The 20,876-nt window shown below is 61.3% G+C and carries 32 protein-coding genes and 1 pseudogene; 12 read left to right on the top strand and 21 right to left on the bottom strand.

The genetic code is table 11. The annotated features are described in order from the left end of the window. Positions 1-18: 18 nt before the first annotated feature. The 21 genes and pseudogenes from NK8_RS06395 to NK8_RS06295 form a co-directional block, all read right to left on the bottom strand. Entirely contained in the window at positions 19-915 is an 897-nt protein-coding gene (locus NK8_RS06395) for a S49 family peptidase (protein WP_213228166.1), read from the bottom strand. A 13-nt stretch (positions 916-928) separates the two neighbouring features. Next, positions 929-2,446 (bottom strand): phage portal protein, encoded by a 1,518-nt coding sequence (locus NK8_RS06390; RefSeq protein WP_301549872.1) that lies wholly within the window; start codon positions 2,444-2,446, stop codon positions 929-931. Between the two features lie 144 nt (positions 2,447-2,590). After that, positions 2,591-2,866 (bottom strand): gpW family protein, encoded by a 276-nt coding sequence (locus NK8_RS06385; protein ID WP_225936217.1) that lies wholly within the window; start codon positions 2,864-2,866, stop codon positions 2,591-2,593. A 17-nt stretch (positions 2,867-2,883) separates the two neighbouring features. Beyond that, on the bottom strand, positions 2,884-4,905 hold the full coding sequence (locus tag NK8_RS06380; RefSeq protein ID WP_225936216.1) for a phage terminase large subunit family protein: 2,022 nt from the start codon (positions 4,903-4,905) through the stop codon (positions 2,884-2,886). After that, positions 4,883-5,461 (bottom strand): hypothetical protein, encoded by a 579-nt coding sequence (locus tag NK8_RS06375; protein ID WP_213228162.1) that lies wholly within the window; start codon positions 5,459-5,461, stop codon positions 4,883-4,885. The genes NK8_RS06380 and NK8_RS06375 overlap by 23 nt, the downstream gene beginning before the upstream one ends. Then, on the bottom strand, positions 5,458-6,111 hold the full coding sequence (locus tag NK8_RS06370) for a hypothetical protein (RefSeq protein WP_213228160.1): 654 nt from the start codon (positions 6,109-6,111) through the stop codon (positions 5,458-5,460). The genes NK8_RS06375 and NK8_RS06370 overlap by 4 nt, the downstream gene beginning before the upstream one ends. Before the next feature lie 8 nt (positions 6,112-6,119). Beyond that, a complete protein-coding gene (locus NK8_RS06365) occupies positions 6,120-6,809 on the bottom strand; it encodes a hypothetical protein (RefSeq protein WP_213228158.1) in 690 nt (229 codons plus the stop codon). Further along, positions 6,809-7,555 carry a hypothetical protein gene (locus NK8_RS06360; protein ID WP_213228676.1) on the bottom strand — a complete coding sequence of 249 codons (747 nt, stop codon included), beginning with the start codon at positions 7,553-7,555 and terminating at the stop codon, positions 6,809-6,811. Before NK8_RS06360 ends, NK8_RS06365 begins: the two co-directional genes overlap by 1 nt. A 198-nt stretch (positions 7,556-7,753) precedes the next feature. Further along, complete coding sequence (locus NK8_RS06355) at positions 7,754-8,182, bottom strand: hypothetical protein (protein ID WP_213228156.1); 429 nt, start codon at positions 8,180-8,182, stop codon at positions 7,754-7,756. A gap of 190 nt (positions 8,183-8,372) precedes the next feature. After that, positions 8,373-8,723 (bottom strand): phage protein NinX family protein, encoded by a 351-nt coding sequence (locus tag NK8_RS06350; RefSeq protein WP_213228154.1) that lies wholly within the window; start codon positions 8,721-8,723, stop codon positions 8,373-8,375. Positions 8,724-9,018: 295 nt separating this feature from the next. Beyond that, entirely contained in the window at positions 9,019-9,330 is a 312-nt protein-coding gene (locus NK8_RS06345; protein WP_225936215.1) for a hypothetical protein, read from the bottom strand. A 512-nt stretch (positions 9,331-9,842) separates the two neighbouring features. Next, a pseudogene (locus NK8_RS06340) lies at positions 9,843-10,211 on the bottom strand (hypothetical protein); the annotation flags it as partial. 32 nt (positions 10,212-10,243) lie between these two features. After that, complete coding sequence (locus NK8_RS06335) at positions 10,244-10,612, bottom strand: DUF4406 domain-containing protein (RefSeq protein WP_213228150.1); 369 nt, start codon at positions 10,610-10,612, stop codon at positions 10,244-10,246. Further along, the gene (locus tag NK8_RS06330; RefSeq protein WP_213228148.1) at positions 10,609-10,983 is read right to left on the bottom strand and encodes a hypothetical protein; all 375 of its coding nucleotides are present in this window, start codon (positions 10,981-10,983) and stop codon (positions 10,609-10,611) included. The genes NK8_RS06335 and NK8_RS06330 overlap by 4 nt, the downstream gene beginning before the upstream one ends. Before the next feature lie 32 nt (positions 10,984-11,015). After that, a complete protein-coding gene (locus NK8_RS06325) occupies positions 11,016-11,552 on the bottom strand; it encodes a DUF1064 domain-containing protein (protein WP_213228146.1) in 537 nt (178 codons plus the stop codon). Beyond that, complete coding sequence (locus NK8_RS06320) at positions 11,549-12,634, bottom strand: helix-turn-helix domain-containing protein (RefSeq protein WP_213228144.1); 1,086 nt, start codon at positions 12,632-12,634, stop codon at positions 11,549-11,551. Before NK8_RS06320 ends, NK8_RS06325 begins: the two co-directional genes overlap by 4 nt. Positions 12,635-12,641: 7 nt before the next feature. After that, entirely contained in the window at positions 12,642-13,352 is a 711-nt protein-coding gene (locus tag NK8_RS06315; protein WP_225936214.1) for a phage regulatory protein/antirepressor Ant, read from the bottom strand. A gap of 8 nt (positions 13,353-13,360) precedes the next feature. Continuing rightward, positions 13,361-13,546: a hypothetical protein gene (locus NK8_RS06310; RefSeq protein WP_213228142.1), complete on the bottom strand. Its 186-nt coding sequence runs from the start codon at positions 13,544-13,546 to the stop codon at positions 13,361-13,363. Further along, a complete protein-coding gene (locus NK8_RS06305) occupies positions 13,543-13,755 on the bottom strand; it encodes a hypothetical protein (RefSeq protein WP_213228140.1) in 213 nt (70 codons plus the stop codon). Before NK8_RS06305 ends, NK8_RS06310 begins: the two co-directional genes overlap by 4 nt. Before the next feature lie 137 nt (positions 13,756-13,892). Continuing rightward, complete coding sequence (locus NK8_RS06300; RefSeq protein WP_213228138.1) at positions 13,893-14,087, bottom strand: hypothetical protein; 195 nt, start codon at positions 14,085-14,087, stop codon at positions 13,893-13,895. Next, the gene (locus NK8_RS06295; RefSeq protein WP_213228136.1) at positions 14,084-14,308 is read right to left on the bottom strand and encodes a hypothetical protein; all 225 of its coding nucleotides are present in this window, start codon (positions 14,306-14,308) and stop codon (positions 14,084-14,086) included. The genes NK8_RS06300 and NK8_RS06295 overlap by 4 nt, the downstream gene beginning before the upstream one ends. Positions 14,309-14,333: 25 nt before the next feature. Here NK8_RS06295 and NK8_RS42735 point away from each other — a divergent pair, with 25 nt between their 5' ends. From NK8_RS42735 to NK8_RS06235, 12 genes are all read left to right on the top strand, one after another. After that, positions 14,334-15,653 carry a S24 family peptidase gene (locus tag NK8_RS42735; protein ID WP_225936213.1) on the top strand — a complete coding sequence of 440 codons (1,320 nt, stop codon included), beginning with the start codon at positions 14,334-14,336 and terminating at the stop codon, positions 15,651-15,653. A gap of 143 nt (positions 15,654-15,796) precedes the next feature. Then, on the top strand, positions 15,797-15,955 hold the full coding sequence (locus NK8_RS06285) for a hypothetical protein (protein ID WP_213228134.1): 159 nt from the start codon (positions 15,797-15,799) through the stop codon (positions 15,953-15,955). A gap of 256 nt (positions 15,956-16,211) precedes the next feature. After that, positions 16,212-16,379, top strand: a complete 168-nt coding sequence (locus tag NK8_RS06280) for a hypothetical protein (RefSeq protein WP_213228132.1) — start codon at positions 16,212-16,214, stop codon at positions 16,377-16,379. Then, positions 16,376-16,537, top strand: a complete 162-nt coding sequence (locus NK8_RS06275; RefSeq protein ID WP_213228130.1) for a hypothetical protein — start codon at positions 16,376-16,378, stop codon at positions 16,535-16,537. Before NK8_RS06280 ends, NK8_RS06275 begins: the two co-directional genes overlap by 4 nt. Positions 16,538-16,681: 144 nt before the next feature. Further along, positions 16,682-17,188, top strand: a complete 507-nt coding sequence (locus tag NK8_RS06270) for an HNH endonuclease (protein WP_213228128.1) — start codon at positions 16,682-16,684, stop codon at positions 17,186-17,188. After that, entirely contained in the window at positions 17,185-17,337 is a 153-nt protein-coding gene (locus tag NK8_RS06265) for a hypothetical protein (protein ID WP_213228126.1), read from the top strand. Before NK8_RS06270 ends, NK8_RS06265 begins: the two co-directional genes overlap by 4 nt. A gap of 142 nt (positions 17,338-17,479) precedes the next feature. After that, positions 17,480-18,229 (top strand): hypothetical protein, encoded by a 750-nt coding sequence (locus tag NK8_RS06260; RefSeq protein WP_213228124.1) that lies wholly within the window; start codon positions 17,480-17,482, stop codon positions 18,227-18,229. A gap of 20 nt (positions 18,230-18,249) precedes the next feature. After that, entirely contained in the window at positions 18,250-18,507 is a 258-nt protein-coding gene (locus NK8_RS06255; RefSeq protein WP_213228122.1) for a hypothetical protein, read from the top strand. A gap of 10 nt (positions 18,508-18,517) precedes the next feature. After that, a complete protein-coding gene (locus tag NK8_RS06250; RefSeq protein WP_213228120.1) occupies positions 18,518-18,748 on the top strand; it encodes a hypothetical protein in 231 nt (76 codons plus the stop codon). Then, entirely contained in the window at positions 18,745-19,068 is a 324-nt protein-coding gene (locus tag NK8_RS06245) for a hypothetical protein (protein WP_213228118.1), read from the top strand. The genes NK8_RS06250 and NK8_RS06245 overlap by 4 nt, the downstream gene beginning before the upstream one ends. After that, entirely contained in the window at positions 19,065-20,111 is a 1,047-nt protein-coding gene (locus NK8_RS06240; RefSeq protein ID WP_213228116.1) for a phage Gp37/Gp68 family protein, read from the top strand. The genes NK8_RS06245 and NK8_RS06240 overlap by 4 nt, the downstream gene beginning before the upstream one ends. Before the next feature lie 57 nt (positions 20,112-20,168). After that, complete coding sequence (locus tag NK8_RS06235) at positions 20,169-20,876, top strand: DNA cytosine methyltransferase (RefSeq protein WP_213228113.1); 708 nt, start codon at positions 20,169-20,171, stop codon at positions 20,874-20,876.

Genomic DNA, 20,876 nt, shown 5'->3' with positions numbered 1-20,876 from the left:
ACCTCGTGAGAGTGTTGTTTAGGCCAGCTCGGCTAGCAAGGCCAGGAGCGCCGCATCTGGCGCCATCACTGCGTCTGCAAGCCCTCGGCTGACGCCGTTTTCGCCCATGAAGCAGGCGGCCTGCATCTCGCGCACAGCATCGGCAGCGAGATTCCGGTTGCGGGCGACCGTGCTGACAAACAGTTCGCCCATGGTGTTGATGTCGACCTGCGCGGCTTCGAAGGCTTCCTTCGAGAGCGGAATCTCTGGATGAAAGTCCGCTTTCCGATCGCCGTACGTGATGAACGTGACCTGGTAGCCAGATGCCGTGAGCGCCTTCGACCAGTCCACGTGCATCGTGATCACGCCGATAGACCCCACGCCGCCCGTGCGCGGGACAATGATCTTGTCGGTCGCGCTCGCGAGCGCGTACGCCGCCGAATACGCCGACTCGGAGAGGATCGACCACATCGGTTTGTCGCCGCGCAGTCCGTACACGGTATCGGCGAGATCGAAACACCCGGCAACTTCTCCACCCGGCGAATCGACGTCGAACACGATCGCGCGCACGCCCGGATCGGCATGAGCGGACAGAATGCTCTGCCGAAGCCCGTCGTATCCGGTCATCCCAGAGTACGGCCGCAGTGACCGGAGCTTTTGGACGAGCGTTCCGCGCACGGTGATCATCGCGATGCCGGTGTCGGCAATCATGTCGTAACCGGGATCGACAACGCGGCCAGCACGGGTGTCGGACTCGTATTCCTCGTCCCACGCGCCGAACGCCATCGGGCTGATGGTCGATCCATCAAGACGCCCGATGTGCGATATGCCGAGCCGGTCGGCAAGAGACGCCATAACGACTTCGGCCTTCTCTCGCTTGATCGCCAGCGGAGTGTTGAACATCCGCTGGCTCAGAAACGCCAATTGGCCGTGCATAGCCTCTCCAATGTCATTGCGCCTTCGGCTCCTGTGTAACCTCGTCCGCCGTCGCGTCTTCTTTCAGCGTCGACGGCAGAGGGATGCCGCGATCCTTGATGTACTGGATCTCGACCGCTCGCTGATCGATGTTGTCGCGCCAATCGTTGCCCGAAAGCTGCGCCGATTCGTCTTCGAGCGTCGACAAACCAGACTCGATGCCGAGCGCGGCACCCTGACGTTCCTTCATCGGATCAACATAGCCGCGGCCCGGACCGATCCACCACGCACGCGTATATGCCGCGCGCGCCATCGCGAACTCGGGCGCTGCCGCCGGAAGCGGAAGCTCGCCGATGTCCATCATTTCCTCGACCATCGCGCACAGAATTGGCTGGCCGAATCCGCGACCGAAGTCGCTGCGGCGGCGATCGAACGTCTTCCACGCCTCCAGCGCCGCAGCGCGGTACGAGGAATAATTGACGTCCGCCCAGTTCTGCGTGATCTGCTGCGCCGACATGCCGGTGCCCGCCGCGACGTTGCGCAGCATGGCGTTCTCGAACTCCGCGAAGTTTCCAGCGGGCCGAGTCGCCGACACAGTGTTGATCGTCTCGCCGGGGAACAGGATCGGCAGCCGCGCGCCGCCGAGGCGAAGATCCGTCTTGTCGTGAAAATCCGCGCGGGCGTCCTGATACCCGTTGTATGCCTCGGCGTCTTCGCCGTCGCCAAGCGCCTCGGTCACGAGCTGCTTGTCGAACGGGCTCGTGACGTAGGCGCCGAAGATCGCATTGATGATCGCCGCGTCGAGTTCGGTGCCGTCATACTTGATCAACATCTTCAGCCGCTGCAGCACAGGCGTCAGGATGCCCGCGCCGCCGCGATGTTGCGACGCCCGGTCGAAGTCATAGTCGTGGACGACGATCGGACGACCCCAATCTGTTTCGGCGGCGATTCGCTCCCACGTCACCTGCTTTCCGCCGCTGAACCAGTCGCCTTGATGCGCCTTGCGGATGTGATACGCCACCGGCGCGCCGTACTCGTCGACCTCAACGCCGCCGCGCATCGTCTGACGGTCGAAATTCTGTTGCGGGTTCGACAGGCGGTCAGGGTCGATCAGTTGAAGCACAGTCGCGTAGCGCGCGCCGCGCGGCAGGCGCTCCGGCATCCACTGGAGGATCGCCAGAGCATCGCCGTCGACGATCTTGTGGCGGAATGCCAAGCGCATCATCTGCGGAATCGTCAGCTTGCGCTGGGCATCGCAGAAGTGCGCCGGATCTTCCGACCACGTGCGCCATCCGGCTTCGAGCGCGCGGCCGAATTCATCCGCCCACATGTGATCGAACTTCTTGTTTCCGGTCATCGCAGCGAGCGCGCGATGGTCTGGCTTCGAGATCGGGCGAAAGTCTGCGCCGATGACGTTGTCGAGCGTGCGCGTGACCGCCGCACTCGCCCAGCCGTCGTTGCGCACCAAGTCGCGCACGCGCGAAACGATGCGGTCTCGATAGGGGTTGAGTTCTCCATCGGGCGACCACAGCACCGGATTCCAGTCCCGCATGTGCTGACTGGACATGTCGGCTGCGTCGAATGCGCTGGTGCTGCCGTACCCGCTGTAGCTGCCGTTTAGCGCGAGCGCACGGCTCTTGCGCTCCGGCAGCGGCTTCCCGTCCGGACCAAGGAGCTGTACGTTCGATTCCATGCGTTATCGCCGTGTGAAGGTGATTCGGTTTGCCCTGCGAGGCGAGTCGACGATGCCGAGTTGCGCCTGCATCAACTGGATCGCCGCGGCCAGTTCCGCAAGATTCGCGCGGGTGTAGGTGACAGATCGAGTGCCATCGCCCTGCGTGTACGAGTAAGACTCGCCCTGAGCGCCGGTCGACAGCTGGATGTAGATCTGCTGGGCCTGCGCGAGCGATTGCCGAAGCGCGGTCTCATCCATGCCGGCGAGCAGGCTGCGGCTCGGGTCGAAGCGTCGCAAAATTCTTCTCCTATGCTTCAGCCGGCGAGCCGGCGAATCCGAGAGCGTTTCTCAGGTTGAGCCTGTTTGATGATCGGGCCGTCTGGACGCACCGGCCGCGCCGCGCTCACGACATCGAGCTCGACCTCCTGCCGCGTCTCCGGAGCAGGCGGCACGAGATCAGTCGGATCCGCCTGCACTGCTTCGACGCGCCGATTCAACTTCAGGCCCATGTGCATGAGGCCGCAAAGCGCCGCGTAGCCGTACACCCGAATATCGAGCGCTTCGTTCGCGCGGCCGGGCGGCAACTCCCACACCCGGAACTTCTGCCCGTTGGCGAACTTCGTCACCGAGCGCTCCGAGATGAGCTGCGCGAAGTAGTTGATGTCCCGGTCCGTCGGGAAGTGCATGTACCCAGCGGGATACGTCAGCACGCCATCGTTGTCTTCCGGATCGCGCCGCAACCGCTCGCGTATCACGTCCTTCGCCGCATTCACGCCGATGATCACCGGTCGGAACGTCGATTTCGTCCGCGACGACGGTCGCTTCGTCGGCCACACAGGTGACCGCGCGCCACCGCGTGCCGACTCGCCCTTGATCGCCCAGATCCGACGGCCGAGCCGCGCCTTCGCGAACTCGTACACCTTCTGGGTGTGATGACCGCCGGAGTCGATACAAGCAGCGGAGACAGCGAAGCCACGACCGTCCGCGCGCCGCCAGACGCGTTTCAGATACTCGTCGACGCGCTTCCACAGTTCCGCGCCCTCGGGGTCGCCCTCGATGACCGCGTGGTCGATCGACCAGCTTTCCTCGTTGTGCCCCCAGCCGATCGTCTCAAGTTCAACGCGATCGTCTTGGACGTCACCGCCGACCGTGATCAGCCCGACGCCATCGGGCACCTCCGCGTCCCAGACTTCCGTGCGCGCCGCCAGCCGCGTCTCGCTCAGCGCGCGATCGCCGCGATCCTCGTACGGCTCGCCGAGCACGAGGTTGATGAACGTCTGCCGCGCGAGCGGATCGTCCTTCACCCGGAGCCATTCAGCAACGAGGTTCGACCAGCACGCGTTCGGGAACAGGCTGTATCCGGCCCAGATATGAAAGCCGGCATGTCCCTTGAATGGCTTCGTCGCACGCCACTCGCCGTTCGTCACCATATCGGCCTTGTCAGCCTCCTGGATGACGCAGCCATTGTGCCGACAGACGTAGTAGACGCTGTCCGGAATTCCGTTGCCGTGCTCGTCCTTGTCCCACTTCATGCCGTGGGGCGTATCAGGACCACCCCATTCGAGCACCTGATGCTCGCCGCAGTGCGGGCAAGCCACGAAAAAGTAGCGCTGATCGCTCTCGCTAAAGCTTTTCTCGATCCGGCTATAGCCCTTCACCGTCGGCGTCGAGCCGAGGACGATCTTGCGATTCCAGAAGGTTTCGGACCGCTTCGTGCCTAGCGCGATCTGATCGCCTTCGTTGCCCGCGCCGTCGACCGGATATGCATCGACCTCGTCGAACATCACGACGCGGGACGTGATCCGCCGGAAACCCGCCGGGCTGTTCGCGCCGACAAGCGTCAGGCTCGAACCGTTGCGAAACGTCTTCGCAAGGATCGTCTGATCGCTGTTCTTCGCCTTCTGATCGCCCGCGATCGCCGCGAGCACCGGCGTGTCGCGCAGCATCGGCGCGATTTCTGTCTTCGAATAGCTCTCCGCATCCTCGACGCGCGGCTGCACGACGAGAATCGGCGAAGGATCCTGGTGGATGAAGAAGCCGACCGCGTGATCCATCAGCTTGGTGTAGCCGACGCGAGCCGACTTCATCACGCTGATCTTCTCGACGCTGGGGTCGGTTACTGCATCCAGCATGCCCCTCTGATAACCGAACGCTCGGAAGCGGCCGGTTTGCGCACTCGTCTCACGCGAAAGCACCGCATAGCACTCGGCCCATTCGCTCAGTGTCAGCTTCGGCGGCGGCGTCAGGTTCTGGCGCAGCGCCGCCACGAGGCCCGCGCGCAACGCCGCATAGCCGCGCGCGTATCGCCGGGTGCTATTTAGGGTTGCCTGCTCCATCGCGAGTGAGTTCTTCGAGTGCTTCTGTGATGACCTCCTGCAACATGTCCTGCAATTCGGCAGGCGTCTTGCACCGATGGAGACGCGGAGCCTGTTCCGCGGGAATCGACAGCAGGCGGCTTCGGACCTTGGCGTATTCGGTGCCGACGGCTTTCGCCACTTCGGCGACGTCGATCACCAGACCGGAATCGCGGTCGTATTCAAGCTGAGCCTTCAGCCCGAGATAGTTCTCTTTGAAACAGCGCGCTTCGTCGAAGTCGAGAAGCTGCACGTTGCCCGACAAGATGCGATCTGCGGCGTCCGCCGCGCTCTCACGCTCGCCGAGCGTTACCTCGCTCGCCGCCTGGGTAACGGTTTTTTGTTTGTTACCCGCTGGCGCTTGGGTAACAGCGGGGGTAACAGCCGGCGTGCCCTCCCGCCGATACTTTTTCAGCAGCGCATTCGACGCGTCGACATCAACCTCATCGCCCGCAAACACAAGCCAGCCGCGCTCCTTCCACTTCGTGACCGTTTTACGGCTGACGTTGTGAAGTGCCGCGAACTCGCTCTGGTTCATATCCCGCTGGTGTTACCCAAATTTAGAAATTTCATGCCTAGAGAAAGATCGCGCGCGCGCAGTGCCCCTGGGCTCAGAAGGGCGGATGGGACCCGCCGTCGCTTATAGCGGGCACGACATCGACAGGCTTCAGTACAAAAGAGAGCCCCGGCACGCCGCGAGGTAAAGAGTTCCCCGCATTCGCGGCACGTCTTGAAGCAGACCGCCGAGTGCGCCGCCTTACGCTTCCTATCGAGCGCGCATCGACCGCATGACATCGGGCGGTCCGCGTGAGCTTGATTAACAGTGCGCGCGACGCTCACGCCACAATGCATGCATGGCGCGACGCGCTGATGCCACGTCGTGTTCAGTACATTGGTGCGCCGATCGACAGCACGCAGGTTGGCACGGCGATTGTCGAGCGCATCACGATTGATGTGATCGGCGTCCCGCGTGTCGCTCGCATCCAAGTCAAGTACGAGACGGTGCATCCTGACCGTGCGGTTCTTGCCGTTCTCGACGACGTTGCGCACGGCGTACACGTGATTGCCTGCACCGTTTGGCTTTGCTTTCCACTTCCATTGCGACAGGAAATCGAACATGTCGTCATCCACGAGGGCGAACTCGTGCCGTCCGACAGCATGTCTGCCAGACAGTTTGATCAATGCCATGGGATTTCCTACCGTTTTGCGGTCGCCAGAGCCTTCGCGAATGCCGCAGTGAATTCACGCCGATACGTGGCCGCAACCACTTCGCGCGCGCGCTTCCCGAAGTCGAGATGCTGCTTTACCGGCTGCGCATCGCCAAAGCGGATCAGCAATCTAAGATGCCCCGACTTGTTCACGCCGCGCATCGCAACGCCGCGCTTGCCTGCCGTCTTGACAGCCTTGACGTCGGTCGGACGCTGCCAGACGCCGCCGATCGACTCGCCGCTCTTGGTCTTAATTGAGCCGACGAAGATGTCCGGCCTACCTTCGAGTCGCTTGAGCGTCGACTTGCTCAAGTTGCCGTACTGATTGAGCAGCGCCCTATCCTTCGGGTTCAGCCACGTCTTACCGGAGCCGATCAGCTTGTGCGTGCCGCCGAACTCATACGGCGCTAGGTACGCGGCGGCGATGTCCTTCACGAAAACCAACGCCTCCTGCGTGTTCTTGCGCGCGGCCTTTACGCCGATCGAATTGACCGTAAAAGGAGTCGGCCGGTCGAACACCTGCGGGAGGGCCGCTTTCTCGGCCGCCTGGACGTTCTTCGCAACCGCCGTCAGCGCCTGCGCAGACGCGAACGGCAGTTGCTTCTTCTCAAGATCGTTGAGAACACGCGTCAGGCTGCGCAGGTCCGCCGAAACGTTGATGCGGACCGGCGAGGACATTATTCCGCGCCACCTTTCACTTGCGGATGATTCTTCAGATCGGCCAGACGCTGAATCAGGCGCTGATACTCGTGCACGGCGCTGTTTCCGATCATGCGAACCAGCGCTTCGATCTCGCCGATGATGGTCAGCGGATGCTCATCCGAGCCAGACCCATTCTGGCCAGCAGAAAGCTCCGACTCCCCCGCTTCAGCACTGCCAGCCTCCGCATCAGCGGCGCCACCAGCGTCCAAAGGGACAGCATTCGACGACACGCCTGCCGGCGCTTGCGCATCGAGGTTTGGCGCGGCCGGCGTCGGGCTGAGGTCAGCCGCACCCGCGCCGCCGGGGTCGGCTTGCGCGTCAGAAATCACCGCCGGAGAGGCGTCGACAGAACTCGCGCCGGAGCCGTTTCCCGCGTCACCGGCGTCCGGAGTCGATGCCGAATCCACAGGCGCGGCAGATGTCGTATCTGAACCAGCGCCTTGTTCGACCGCCGCAGCGTTGGCAGCGGTCTGCTCCGCGTTTCCCTGTTCACCTGCCGTATCCGAGCCGGTCGCAGACACAGCCGGGTCCTGAGCAGCCGGGGCATCGCCAGCCGTCGGCACGGCTGACGAGGTTTGCTCCCCCACGTTCGCGCTCGGGTCAACGCCCGCGCCGTTCGCGATCAGATCAGGGATCTCGTCGCGCGTGATTTCGCGGATCGGTGCGACAGCCGCTTCGTCGTTGTCGAAAACGACGTTGGTGTCCGGATTGAACTTCAGCATAGCAACCTCCGAAAAGGAAACGCCCCGGCATAAGCCGAGGCGTCAAATCAGGGCAGTTGCCCCGCCGAGGAGACACGCATGAACGTGTTCGAGAAAGCAAAAAACCCGCTCAGTGGCGGGCTTTCTCTACCGACAACTTCGCCTCCCAGTCGGGAAGCGAAAGCTCACGCGCGAGGCGGATTCGGTAATCTGGCGCGATTATAGGACGGTTGCTGCTGGTTTACAACCTGTCTTTTGCAAGTTCTTCATGAATGCGCGGGCATGAATCTTCGATATGTGCTGGCGAAGAGATCCCTCTGCTTCAGCAAGCACGATCTCGAACTGCCGACCGCGCAACACGGCCTTGTGTTGCTTGCGCATGCGCGTTTGCACCTGCTCCGGCGACATCCTCCAAACGTAGGTGTACTTCAGCACCCACTTGTGCACGTGGTTCGGCATCGTCGACCAAGCCGCCTCGACGAGCCAGCCGTCCTTCTCGACCGGCGTCACTCCGTGCGGCGCTTCCTTCGCGTCGCGCAATGCGACATAGAGTTGCGCCCACTGCGCGCACACTCCGGACTGGAACTTGGGCATACGCACCGTCATGCCCCAGTTGTCGAACCGCGCCTCGTTCGTCTCGAACTTCATTCAACCTCCGCCTCGTATTTATTGCATCGGCGCATCTCGATCCAGTCGAGTGACGCTTTCTGGTTTCCTCTACTGCACACGTACTTCCGGGTCCCACCCCACCGAGATAGCACGAGTTGGACACAGCCCAAGCACGTGCCCTCCTGCTTTCGCTCGAGGACGATTGCCGGATCGAGATACTCGAACCTCCTCACACCAGCACCTCGTATCCGAACGCCTCTGCAACGCGCAGCCTGCAAATCGCAACCGTCAGCGATTCGTCCACGAAAATCCCGTGAAAGTCCGGATTAAGCTGGGCCTCAGCGAGCCATTCGAGTTCCCCGTTATCGCGGAGACGCGGATAGGTCAAATAACGCTGGCGCAGGGCGATCGGCGCAGAGATGCTCAAGTTTCCAGATGGCTGATACTGGAGCGGCCCGATCCTCTCGACGTTCATCTCGCACCAGTCCGCGCCGCATGCGCGCTTCACTTCGGCCTGCAGGCCTTCGGCACGCGCTGTCCAGTAGTCGAGCCACGCGCCCGATAGTTGATCGACGTTCATGCCCGCTCCTCATGCCACTTGGCCTTGTATTCGGCGATGAAGTCATCCGGAAATCGCGACGTCCATCCGCAATGGCTGCAGCAGAACTGGGATCCGTTCCAACGCGTGCGCGGCATGATCCCGCAGTCCACACTCCCGCAGTAGGGCGTATAGCCCCGCTGCGTCATTAGGTTGTTTCGAACGATGCTCACCGCCGCTCTCCCATCCGAACATGGATCGAAATGAGACCGGCGCACACGAAGGGCCACACCAGGACGAAGACGATTGCTTGTGCGTCGGACGCCATCTCTGCTCCTTACTTGATGGAGATGTCAGGAACGATCACCGAGGGCTTGAAGATGACCTTGTAGTGATACGTGCTGACGTTTGCCCCATCGAGTTGCTCCACAAAGTAGGTCACGTTGTCAGACAGCCCTAGAAAGTGCTTCTTGAAGTTGGCGGGGCCGGTCTTGCAGGTGATCGTGACCTCACGACTCTTGTCCGCGTTGCCGAGCGAGCAAAGCCCCTCGATGCTCAGCATGTATTCGCCCGTGATGCCGTTGTAGAACACGACGCGCCGGTTGATCTCGAAGTTGTCGGCGGCCTTCGACAGATTCCGCGACGCCACATCAGCGTCATTGCAGCCAGCCAAGGCGGAGAAGCATGCGAGTGCCAAAATCAGTTTTTTCAATTCGTCACCTTCGAGGGTTGCGGCAGGGTCCAATTGCGACGGCGGATGCCGAGCGCGGCGAAAAGCGGATCGAAGTCTGCGGGTAGCGTGTTCATGCTGTCTCTCTCACATCCATCTCATTCATGCCGCTCGCGAGGAACGGCCCCAAGGTCTTTCTGTTGTCGTCGACGTATGCCCTGATGCGGTACACGCCGGGCTCTATCCACGCGTCATCGAGAATCGGTATCCCTTCGCGCCGATCCTCGGGAATCCATGCATCAACCCAGACAAACGGCCTGTCTTTGCTCTGCACCTTCGGCAAGGCCAGCCGATACACCATCGTTTCCAGCGACGCCGTCATCTGGAACGGCTCCATGGCATACCGCTTCCCGTTGCGGCCGCGCGGCGTGCGCCAGCCCGTGTGCGTCGGAATTCGAATCAAGCACCGCACCTTCTTCCTCCTTCAAACGCATCTTTCGAGCGCGCACCGGCTCCCAGCGCGCGAGCGCGTCGTCGAATGCCGCGCACTTCTGTTCCCACGGCGCGCCGCTGCGGTCGAGCCATTCGTGACAAGCCGCGCAGCCTGGCACCGTGAACCAGTGCTTCGCCTTCAGCGCGCCGCCCTTGCCGTGCTGTGACTGGTTCGAATGGCAGTCGACGACGGTCGGATCTGCCCAGTCCGTCCACGGACACTTGACGTTCAGGTAGCAGGGCTGACCGCGACACGCCGCCAGATACTTCGAGCCCTCGGCGACGGTCGGTTTCTTCACGCGCGCCTTCATCGCCGAGCGGCGCAGCGACGTCCCGCGGTCCGCCGTCTTGAACGGCGAGCGCTTCATCGGCGTCTTGCGCGCGAGCGGCGTGGAGCGCTTCACGCGGCCTCCGCTTCGTCGAGCATCTCGATAACGGCTTCCTGCGAGATGACCGGCATGTCGCCAGCCAGGCCGAAGATGTGCCGGGCCTGCATCACGCGCAGCCCGAGCCCGCGAGCGATCGTGTGCTCGAGCGTCGCGCCCGGCGACTGTTCCCAGCCCGGCAGCAGCGCGATGCCGTCGCAATCGACGAGAAGCTTGATGTCCGCACGCATGCACGCCAGCCACGCCGGATTCGGTCCGACGTCGACCTCTGCCGGATTGACGATCTCGAAGCCCAGAGCGCGCAGGCGCGCCGCCTCGGCGTGGAATGCCGGAAAGTTCAGTTCGGGATAGCCCGTCATCGGGCCCGCAACGTAGAGCTTCATGCGGCGATCCTCCCGACACGGCACATGGCCTGGATGCCGGCAAGAAGCACGACAACAGCCTCCGACACCGCGCGAGCCTCCTGCTCGGCCTTGCTGAGGATCTCGCTCGACGACGGAAATGACTTGCCCGTCCACCGATACATCGCGGGCACACGGCCACGGCAGACTGCCTCCGACTTTCGGGTCTGTTCGATATACCCTTGCCGAATCAGCGTGACGAACACATGCTTCATCGCGTCCCGCGACTTCTCGAGTTCGTCAGCAACCGCGGCGATCGTCGAATGACGGCGACGGCGCAGCGCCTCAAGCACGATGCGCTGACTCAGCGGCATCACCTTGTGCGTTCTCTTTGTTCGCACGCGCGTGCTCACGTCTTGCCGCGCGTAGTTCTCATTGCCTCGCATCACTTCACCTCCACGATCGTCAGTCCCCGCGCCGCCATCAGATGGCGCTTAATGCGGTATCCCTCAGTTACCCGGCCCTTCACGTCTTCAATCACCTGCTCGCCGGCGCGCTCGTACACGAAGTCGGCCACGTAACGCAGAGCTGGACGCTTCCGGCCTGCGATGACCACCGGCTCCGCCAAGACGAACGGCACCTGCAACTCAAGCTCGCATATCTCGCCGCGCACCTGCATTTGCACCAACTCGTGCCAGCGCTTCATCTCGCGCTTGCTGTCGAACTTGATGCCGCCGCTCTCGCATTTCTCGTTGCGGTACTTCGCAGACTTCTTCTTCGCGACCGGAACCTTCGGAGCGGTTGCGAACGGGTCGTATCCGGAGGCGATGTCGTCGAACTCGCTAGCGGGCTTCTGGCCCATGCGGCGCATTAATTCGCGCTCGGCGAAGCTGCGGCCGACCGTGCGGTCCTCGCGCACGCGCGCGGTGCCGACCGTCGTCGTTCCTTCCGGGTAATGGAGTGCGGCGGCTCGCTTCGTCATGCGGCCTCCGTGTTGCCGTTCTTGTCGCGCGGGACGTCGTTCAGATACGCGTACAGGGCCTCGCCACGCTCTTCGCTCTCACGGCTGACCGCGGCGAGCAGGTATTCCATCCACGGGCCGGGACCGAGCGTTTTGCAGACCTTCGCCTTGAATTGCTCGAAGTACTGGAAGCGAGCCGGGTCGATGTTCAGGCGCTTGCCCTGGTCACGCCAGCCAGCCTCGCCCGTCCACCACCCGTCCGGCGCGCCGCCCGTGACCGCATCACTGGTCGATTCGTCCTTCGCTTCCCAGATGCCCGTCCAGCCGCGCAAAACGGATTCATCGACCGCGATCACGATGTCGCGCCCGAGACCGTGGAGCTTCGCGAGCTTCTTGAGCGTGACCCGGGCGGCCGGGTGAGTCCAAGGAATGTCAGCCTTCTTTTCCTTCGCCTCGCGGTGCTCACACCAGTCGAGCCACGCGTCCAAAGGAAGCCATGCAGGCAGTTCGATCTCTCGAAGTTCAAGATGCAACGAAGTTCGCGGCGCAGTCCGCGCGAATTGGTCGTTGCCTTTCTGTTCCTGTGGTAGTTCCTTGGTAGTTCCGTGTCCCAAATTTGGGACCGTTTCACGGGAAATTTGGGACTGTTTCCCGGAAGATTTGGGACTGTTCGAATCCAAATCTGGAACTGTTCCGTTTTCGGGACTGTTCCGATTTTGGGACCCTTTAACAGTGCCGTTTTTGGAACTGTTCCGGATTTGGGACTGTTTCGTCTCGGGAGGACCGATCTCCACGACCTTCCCTTCGCGATTGGTCATCGTGACCTTGCTCGCGCCGACGGGCCGCGTGATCTGATAGACGATGATCTGTCCCGTGCGTCCGGTGCGCTCGCCGGTGTCTTCCAGATAGCCGAGTTCCTTCAGGCGCTTGATGTTCGCGAGGATCGTCTTGCGATCCTGCTCGATGAACTGCTCGATCGCGTCCATGCTCGCCCAGACGCGGAAGTCTTCGTTGGCGAAGTCAGCGAGGGCAATCAGCACGCACTTCGGCGAGCTTTTGCCGACGCGTTGCGCACGGACCCAGAATGTCGCGGTTACGCTCATGAGGTCCTCAGTGCAGATCCGCGCCGCGCATCTTCTGCGCGATCTCGGTGAGGCCCTTAGCGGTCACGAGAACCTGCGTGGTGACCTTCTCGGAACCGTCATTGCGATGGACGGTCGTGATCTTGTGTTCGAGCACACCGCGCTGGAGCTTGTCCTGATAGGCCGTCCACGTCGCGCCGCCTGGACGGCGATAGATCCAGCCGTTCGACTGCATCCACTCGAACATGCGCTTCGGCTGCTCCTGCAGGTTCTTGGCGGCATCGGTGATGCACATGGCGCCCTGCGCGGCGACCGTCAGACGCTCCAGCGCGGCAACCTTCGGAGCAGCCGCGGCGATCTGCTGCTGAAGCGCGATGCTCTTCTCGACCTCGTCGGCCCATGCCCGCGCGGCGATGGCCGGGTTCGTGAAGTCGGGCAGCCGCGGCTTCGAAACTTGCTCTTCCAGCGCCTGCCAACGATCGACGAGGCGCGCGGTGAATTCCGGCGAGAGCTGCGCGACGATGACATAGCTGTCGCGCTTGCCGATCCGATACTCAGTGCTGTGCTGGCGACGGCCGTCGGCGCCGATGAAAGACGTTTCCTCAATTTGAGGAAGCGTGATGACGCGCTTTTCGGCGAGCGTTTCAATGGTCCGCTTCACGTTGTCGTGGCGCTTCTCGACCAGGTCAGCGATCTCGCGACTCGACATCGTCGGCGCACTCAAGGCGATTGCGTTCATGGATGACCTCACAGGTCGTTGTCGTGACCGCACGGCAGCGAGCCGTCGGCGGCTTGACGCGCGCCGCAGCCGATGCAGATCTTTGTCGGCTGTGCGGAGTCAGAAGGAAGTGTCGACAGCGGGCCGATGAACATGCGCCCGATGCCGAGAAGTTCGAGAGCCGATTTGACGGGCTGCAGATCGCGCGCGCTCACGCCTTCACCTTCTGCGCCTGAGCGCAACCGGACTTGAGCTGACCGAACTCGTGCGTCAGCCGAAGGCGCATATCGGTGAGCTCGCCGTTGTAGCGAAGGCCGCGCGCCGCCACGGCGCAAAGGGCCTCACGGATCTGCTTCTGCTCCGCCGGCGTTAGAGCAACCGGCGGCTCCCCCGGCACTAGGACGGGAATCGAATTGTTTTGCATGGAATCTCCCGCCGGCGTGCCGGTCAGTAGTACTAAATCGGAACAAAAGAAGCCTGGCGTCCAAGCTGCTTGTGTATCGACTCATCCATGCAGGTGTCGGCCTCGTAGCCGACGAACACCGTCAGTTGTCTGACGTTTTATTCCCCGCGGTTCCCAACGTGGGCCACTTCAAACGCGGCTACTTCCGGGTGCATCGGTCCATATGCCGAACGCAGGACGTGATACCCGAGGTATTTCTGAGTTGAAACGCCCAGACTCGCCGCCAAAGCAGCCAACTCCCCAGCTTCAGGAATCGGAAGTTCAACGAGAAAGCTGGTTTTTCCTTCGTTCATGCCGTTACTGCACTCCCAACTTGGGTCGGTGCGACACTGACGCCCAAAAGGTTCGCTGGCAAAGTGCCAATCGTGCCGAACAGAAAAAGCTTGGCAATTCGAGCAAGCGCAGCGGAATCGTGGTCGATCCCATGCAGAGCCTTGTAGGCCTGCAATCCCTCGTAGACGGGGTCTTCGAGGCGGGTCTTTACTTCGTTTCGAAACTCAGCACGACGCGACATTGCTACCTCCCTTAAAAAAACAACAGTGAAATCGAACACCGAAAACAACGAACGCGAGCGAGACCTACTTCGCTATACGCTGACGGCGCCTACTGAGGAAGATGTCGGGAAACTCCAATTTGACGGCAGCGGGGATGCCCCGATCCTTCCAGTTGTGAACCCGCTGCACTCCACCGCGCTGGTCGAAACCCAGTCGACGGGCGAGCTTAGAAGCTCCACCGAGAGACTCGATGAGCTGGCGGTCAGCAGTGATGTCGTTTTTCCGGTCCATGCGTTATTAAACACCACGTTTAATCAAAATGCAAACACTATGTTGAACAACAAAGTGTTTAATTTTGAGAACATCCGGGGTATGCATGAAACCACCGCTCGCCTCTACGAGGCAGCCCGCTTGCTGCGCGGGCTCACCACGCCTACCGAAGTCGCACGCCTTCTAAATGTCGCGCCACAGAACGTAAACAACTGGGAGCGTCGCGGCATGTCGAAGGCGGCGATGCTCGACGCGCAGGACAAACTCGGGTGCAGCGCCGTCTGGCTGATGACTGGCGAAGGCACGATGCTCGGGGCGACACCGGTACCGCCCGCAAATGATTCGTCGAAGAGAGGCCGAACACGCCCTGAGATCGAAAAAACTGATCAGACGGAGTCTGATATTGTTTTTTCTTCAGACGACTTGGCGTCAGCCAGGTCGCCACGTAGACTGAGAGCAGCGCTTTTCGATAAGGGTTTAACTACCGCCGAAATCGCCTCCGTTGCCGGGGTTAGCGAGTCCGTCGCAGCACAGTGGCTTGATGGCGAAGGACCCGAGATCACGCTAGCGCAGGGTGCCGCGCTGCAAACAGCCTACGGCGTGAATGTTGTCTGGCTTACAAAAGGGAAAGGCGAACCGGGCGTCGCTGTTAGATATGTCGACGAATACAAGCCTATTCCTATTACGAACTGGAGAGCTGTCCCCGTGGTAGGACATGCGCAACTTGGGGATAACGGGTATTGGGCCGACTTGGAGTATCCGGTTGGAGCAGGCGACGGTTACGTCGACTTCCCATCCCGCGACGCGAATGCCTACGCACTGAAATGCGTCGGCGATTCGATGCGTCCCCGAATCAAGGACGGCGAATTCGTCGTCATCGAGCCAAATCAGCCGATCGAAGCAGGCGATGAGGTCCTCGTGAGGTCGAAAGCTGGCCAGGTCATGGTCAAGGAATTCTTGTATCGGCGCGCCGGTCGGGTCCATCTGCGATCAGTCAACGACGCACATAAACCCCTCAGCTTCTCGAGCGACGAGATTGAGAAGATGCATTTCGTCCGTGCAATCTGCCGCCCTTCCTCTTGGAGGCCGGATTGAGATCGAGACATCACGCTTTTGCGGCTCTAGCATTCGCACTTTCCTCCAGCGCGGCATTCGCAGTTGGCGCGGCCGTCGCGCACCTGCCTGGCGGAATGACGCTTGAGATAGTTGACCAGGCGGTGAGTTGCAAAGGATCCGCGGTGGCTATCCTCCTCGACAAGCAGGGCCACAAGAAGGATCAGACGTGCGCTGTCGAAATCACGCCTGACGGAGTCCGCACAACCTTCGCCGGTTACGGCAAGCCGGTTATCTGGCACAAATCGCAGTTCACAACTGTCGACGCAGCCGTGCTCGACTGATCGCCCCCTCGTCTCAAACCAAGCCCGCTTCGGCGGGCTTTTTCTTTTCCGCCATCCGGTCACGCTCCGAGGGCGCGCTCTAACCTCATTTATTAAACAAAATGTTTGACACGTGTTTAAACGTGATGTTTAATACGTCCATGCGCTGAACGAACAGCGCTCCGGCGAAAACCGGGAGCCCTGATCTCAGGGCACTGGACTAAACAGTGTCTTGTACTCAGGGCTTCCTGTCCGGCAATTTGGACAGGAGGAAGAGATGTCTCTCGCAAAGCTTGGCTTCAGATTTTTGATCTCTCCCTCCCGCGTCAAAGGCGAATGGCATCACCCGAGCGCAGTCGCGCAGCTGGTCGCAGTCGGATGGATCGATTGCACAGACATGACCGACGCTCAATTTGAAACCTTCATGGGAGTGGCGACGGCATGAACCGCGCAATCAACGATAACGCACTGCTCGACATCGCGCGCCTTCGCGCCGTGGACAGGCTCTACAAGGGGATCGGCGTCGCCGCGCTGTACGGCATGGCGATCGGCTGCGTCTGGTTCCTTTGTGTCGCCGCACCGGCAAAGGCGCTCTGGCAATGACTCTTCTGAAGATTTGGGGCGTGATTCTGATCGTGACCGCAGTCTTCTTGGCGCTCGATTCCGAATCGTCGCTCCGCAAAGCTGAAATGGAACGCTGCGCGCATACGCGCTGCATCTGATAACTGGTCCCGGAGACTCTCACCAATGGCCGAAAGGATTACGCTCGAACGGCTGAAGCAGATTCTGTCGTACGAGCCAGATACCGGGTTGTTCAGATGGAAGGTGTACAGAAATGCCAAGGTTGGAGTTGGCGACATAGCTGGAACGATAAGCGCCAAGGGCTACGCAATGATCGGCACTGGAGGGCGGCTTTATCAAGCTCACAGGCTCGCGTGGTTCTACATGACTGGAGCGTGGCCAGACCATGAGATTGACCACCGAAACCACATCAAGACAGACAACCGGTTCGAGAACCTCAGGCAAGCGACGAAAACCGACAACAACAGGAATCGGCGATTCAAGCGAAATAGAAGTGGCTTCAAAGGTGTCGCGTTCAACCCGCGGCTCAAAAAGTGGAACGCGCAGATCTGGTACGACGGAAAGCAAAAGCATCTAGGTGTTTTCGACAGACCAGAAGACGCGCACGAGGCATACCGAGCAGCCGCAAAAGAAATACACGGCGAGTTCGCAACATTTGAGGAACTTCCATGAATGCATATCAGATAGTAGTCCTTCTGTTTGCCGTGACGATGGTTGCCGCGATCGCACTCGTGCGCGGCGCAGATCTCCGCGCCAAGCGTCGCCACTTCGACGACATCGAACAGCGCAAGAAGCGCATCCGCTGGCCGGCGGCGCATTGAATTCCAACCAACCGCGCGCCGGCGCGTAATCCGGCCATCTGACTTGATGACGTTGCGCCGCCTGGCCGTGATGGGCAACCCGCTAAGGGCGACAGGCTTGCAGCGTCATCAACTCAGATTCGAATGACAAAACGAGGCAACCATGACCACCGAAGCAACCCTAACGCTTTCCGCTGACCAGCAAGAAGTCGCGCAACAGAAGATCCGCAGTATCAACGGCGCGATCGGGACGATCTATTCGATCCTGAAAGAAGGCCGCGCCCTGCCGACTGAGCTTGCGACGAACGCCATCAAGGTCGCGGAATTCGATCTGTCCGATCTGTGCAAGGCGCTCGGCATTGAGACGTTCAGTTCGAAGGAGCGCGAGGAACGCTACGCAAAGCTGCGTGCGGCGAACATGGAGATTTATGAGTTGAAGGCGCAACTCGGCGGCACCGTGACGCCGGAAGCAACGCAGGAATGCCTGAACAACATGGCCGACCGACTCCGGACGTGGTGGAAGCTCGAAGGGTGCGGCCATATCTCCGAGATCGACTTCGGCCAGTACGTGTGCAAGGTGAAGTTCTCGTGCCTGCTGATGAACCACTCGTATTCCTTCTCTGATACGCCCGTTTCGGACAAGGCGAGCCGCAAGACATGGGTCCAAAGCCTTCAGGAGCGAGGCTTCGAGATCGTGCGCGACGATAGCGAGAAGGAAGTTCTCGACAGCGAGAAAAGCCGTCAGGCCATCATCGACCTGTTCGCGCAACGCCTTCCGTCCGCCGACGTCGTCAAGTTCGAAAACTTCTGCCGGCGCGATAAGAGTGGCTTCGTCCTTCGCGGCGTCGAGATCTACATCCGCAAGATCGGCGACATCCTCGCGCTTCCCGTCCCGAGCAAGGAGGAAGCGTGAACTGCACCTGCATGAAGGACTTGGAAAAGAAGCTCGCCGAGAAGTACACCGCGGATCTCGGCAAGCCTGCAGAGGCGAAGTGCGAAGGCGTTGCCATCGTATTCGGCAAGCAAGTGACCGCCGAGCACAAGACGCCGTTTCGCATCAAGGCCGACGTGCCTGGCTATCGCAAGGGCAAGGAGGTTTCGTTCTTCGCCAGTTTCTGCCCGTTCTGTGGGAAGCCGGCGCACGCCGCCGAAGCGGTCGACGACACCCCGCCCGACTTTCACCCGGTTTAAGGAGCACGACATGCCCTACGTGAATGTGGATGTCGACGTCCAGTTGGACGACTTTGGTACCGATGATCTGATCAAGGAACTGACGATGCGCGGCAAGCCGGTCGCACATCTGGAAAACGGCGACGACGCAGACGAGTCCCTCGACAAGATCTTCTACGCCTTCTATTTCGGCAAGGAAAGCCAGGCCGTCGAATTGATGCGCAAGTACGTGCAGGACGTCACCGGGAGGACGCTGCCATGAGAACGAAACACACGCCTGGAACATGGGTCCTCGACAGCGACCCCGGCGGGCGACTGTACGTCGCTCAGGAGTATCAAGGCAAGCCGGGCGGCCGCATCTGCGAGGTGTTCCAGAACTGCCTTGTCGACCCGAACACGAAGCGCGCCAACGGCAACATCCTCGCCGCCGCGCCCGAACTGCTCGAGCAACTGCGCAACACGGCAGACATGCTCCGCTCGGCATGCATCGTCATCACGGACGCAGAAGCGCGCCAGATGGCACTCGAAACCGTGGCAGAAGCGCGCGCCGCGATCGCCAAGGCAACCGGAGAGAAAGCGTGAGCGAGAACAGCAAAATCGAGTGGACGGACCACACGTTCAATCCGTGGGAAGGCTGCCAGAAGGTCGGCCCGGGCTGCGATCACTGCTACGCCGAGACGCGCAACGCACGCTTCGCGGGCGGTAACGCGATCAACTGGGGACCGGGCGCGCCTCGGCGGCTCACGGCGGCGGCGAACTGGCACAAGCCCGTCCATTGGGACAAGGCGCATTCAGAGTTCTTCGCGAAGCACGGCCGTCGCCAGAGGGTGTTCTGTGCGTCCCTCGCCGACGTGTTCGACAACGCCGTACCCGAAGGATGGCGCGCGGCGCTGTTCGATCTGATTGCGATCACACCGAATCTCGACTGGCTGCTTTTGACAAAGCGCATCGGCAATGCCGAGAAAATGATCACCCGCGCTTTAGAGATTGGCGGCTACGGCACCGATGCGCGATGGCCGTGGGCCAACGTCTGGCTCGGCGCGACGATCGTCAATCAGGAAGAGGCAGACCGCGACATTCCGAAGCTGCTCATGACGCCCGCGCGCCGCCGCTTCCTGTCGATGGAGCCGTTGCTCGGCCCGGTTGACTTGCTGCCTTTCTTCGATCCGACTGGCAATTGCTGTATGCAAGAAATGCAGTCGTGCGAGAACTGCCCCGCTGATGCGCCGTGGATCCACGGACCCACAACCGAATATGCAGAAGACGGCAGCGGCTATAGCTCGCCGACCATCGACTGGGTGATCGTCGGCGGCGAAAGCGGCAACAACGCGCGACCGATGCATCCTGATTGGGCGCGAGAGATTCGCGGCCAGTGCGAAGACTACGGCGTGCCGTTTCTCTTCAAGCAATGGGGCGAGTGGGCGCCGGGCGAGAACTGCGGCGGACCGATGACGCGCACCGAGCGCACCGCCGACTGGTTCGGCGACGAGTGGTCGTTCGGCACTCTGACGCCCCGCGGCGCCGAGGGAATGCATTGCGACGACGAGCCGCTTTTGTATCGGTGCGGCAAGAAGAAGGCCGGTCGCCATCTCGACGGCGTGACGCACGACGGCTTTCCCTCGTGACGCGCCTCCTCCCCACCTTCCGCGCCCTGCTCGAAGCACTCGACGCGAGTTACCAAAATGAAAATACTTGACCTATTTTGCTGCGCCGGCGGAGCTGCGATGGGGTATCACATTGCGGGCTTCGATGTGGTCGGCGTGGACATCGCCCCACAGCCCAACTACCCGTTCTCGTTCGTTCAGTCCGACGTGCTCAGCCTGCCCGCGGGGTTCCTGAAGACATTCGACGCAATCCATGCGTCACCGCCCTGCCAAGGCTACTCGGCAATGCGGCACGCCCATAACGCAAAGCACAACCCGCGACTCATCGATGACGTTCGCAAGATGCTCGAAGCGACGGGCCTGCCGTATGTCATCGAGAACGTCGAAGCTGCGAAGCCATTCATGCGCGATCCGTTCATGCTTTGCGGAACGATGTTCGGCCTCGGACTCGAAGATCACGAGCTGCGCCGCCATCGCCTCTTCGAGACTAACTGGCCGATCACCGATGCGCCGCAGTGTCGGCACACGGACGGTCCTGTTATCGGCGTCTATGGCGGTCACGCACGTCGGCGATCGGCGAAGCACGGAGGACGCGGAACGAAAGACGTCTGGCCGAACGGTCACAAGGCCGCCATGGCCGAAGCGATGCAAATCACCTGGGCTAACACGGCGGAAATGTCCGAGGCGATCCCGCCTGCATACACCGAGTGGATCGGGCGACGGCTATATCAGGTCGTCTGCGATCGACGAGAAGCTGCCGCGGCCGCTCAGTGCGAGCCGGCCTGA

The sequence above is a fragment of the Caballeronia sp. NK8 genome (genome assembly GCF_018408855.1).
Lineage (GTDB): Bacteria > Pseudomonadota > Gammaproteobacteria > Burkholderiales > Burkholderiaceae > Caballeronia.
The sequence above is the reverse complement of the archived record's forward strand: the minus strand, read 5'-3'. Positions and strand labels throughout refer to the sequence as shown.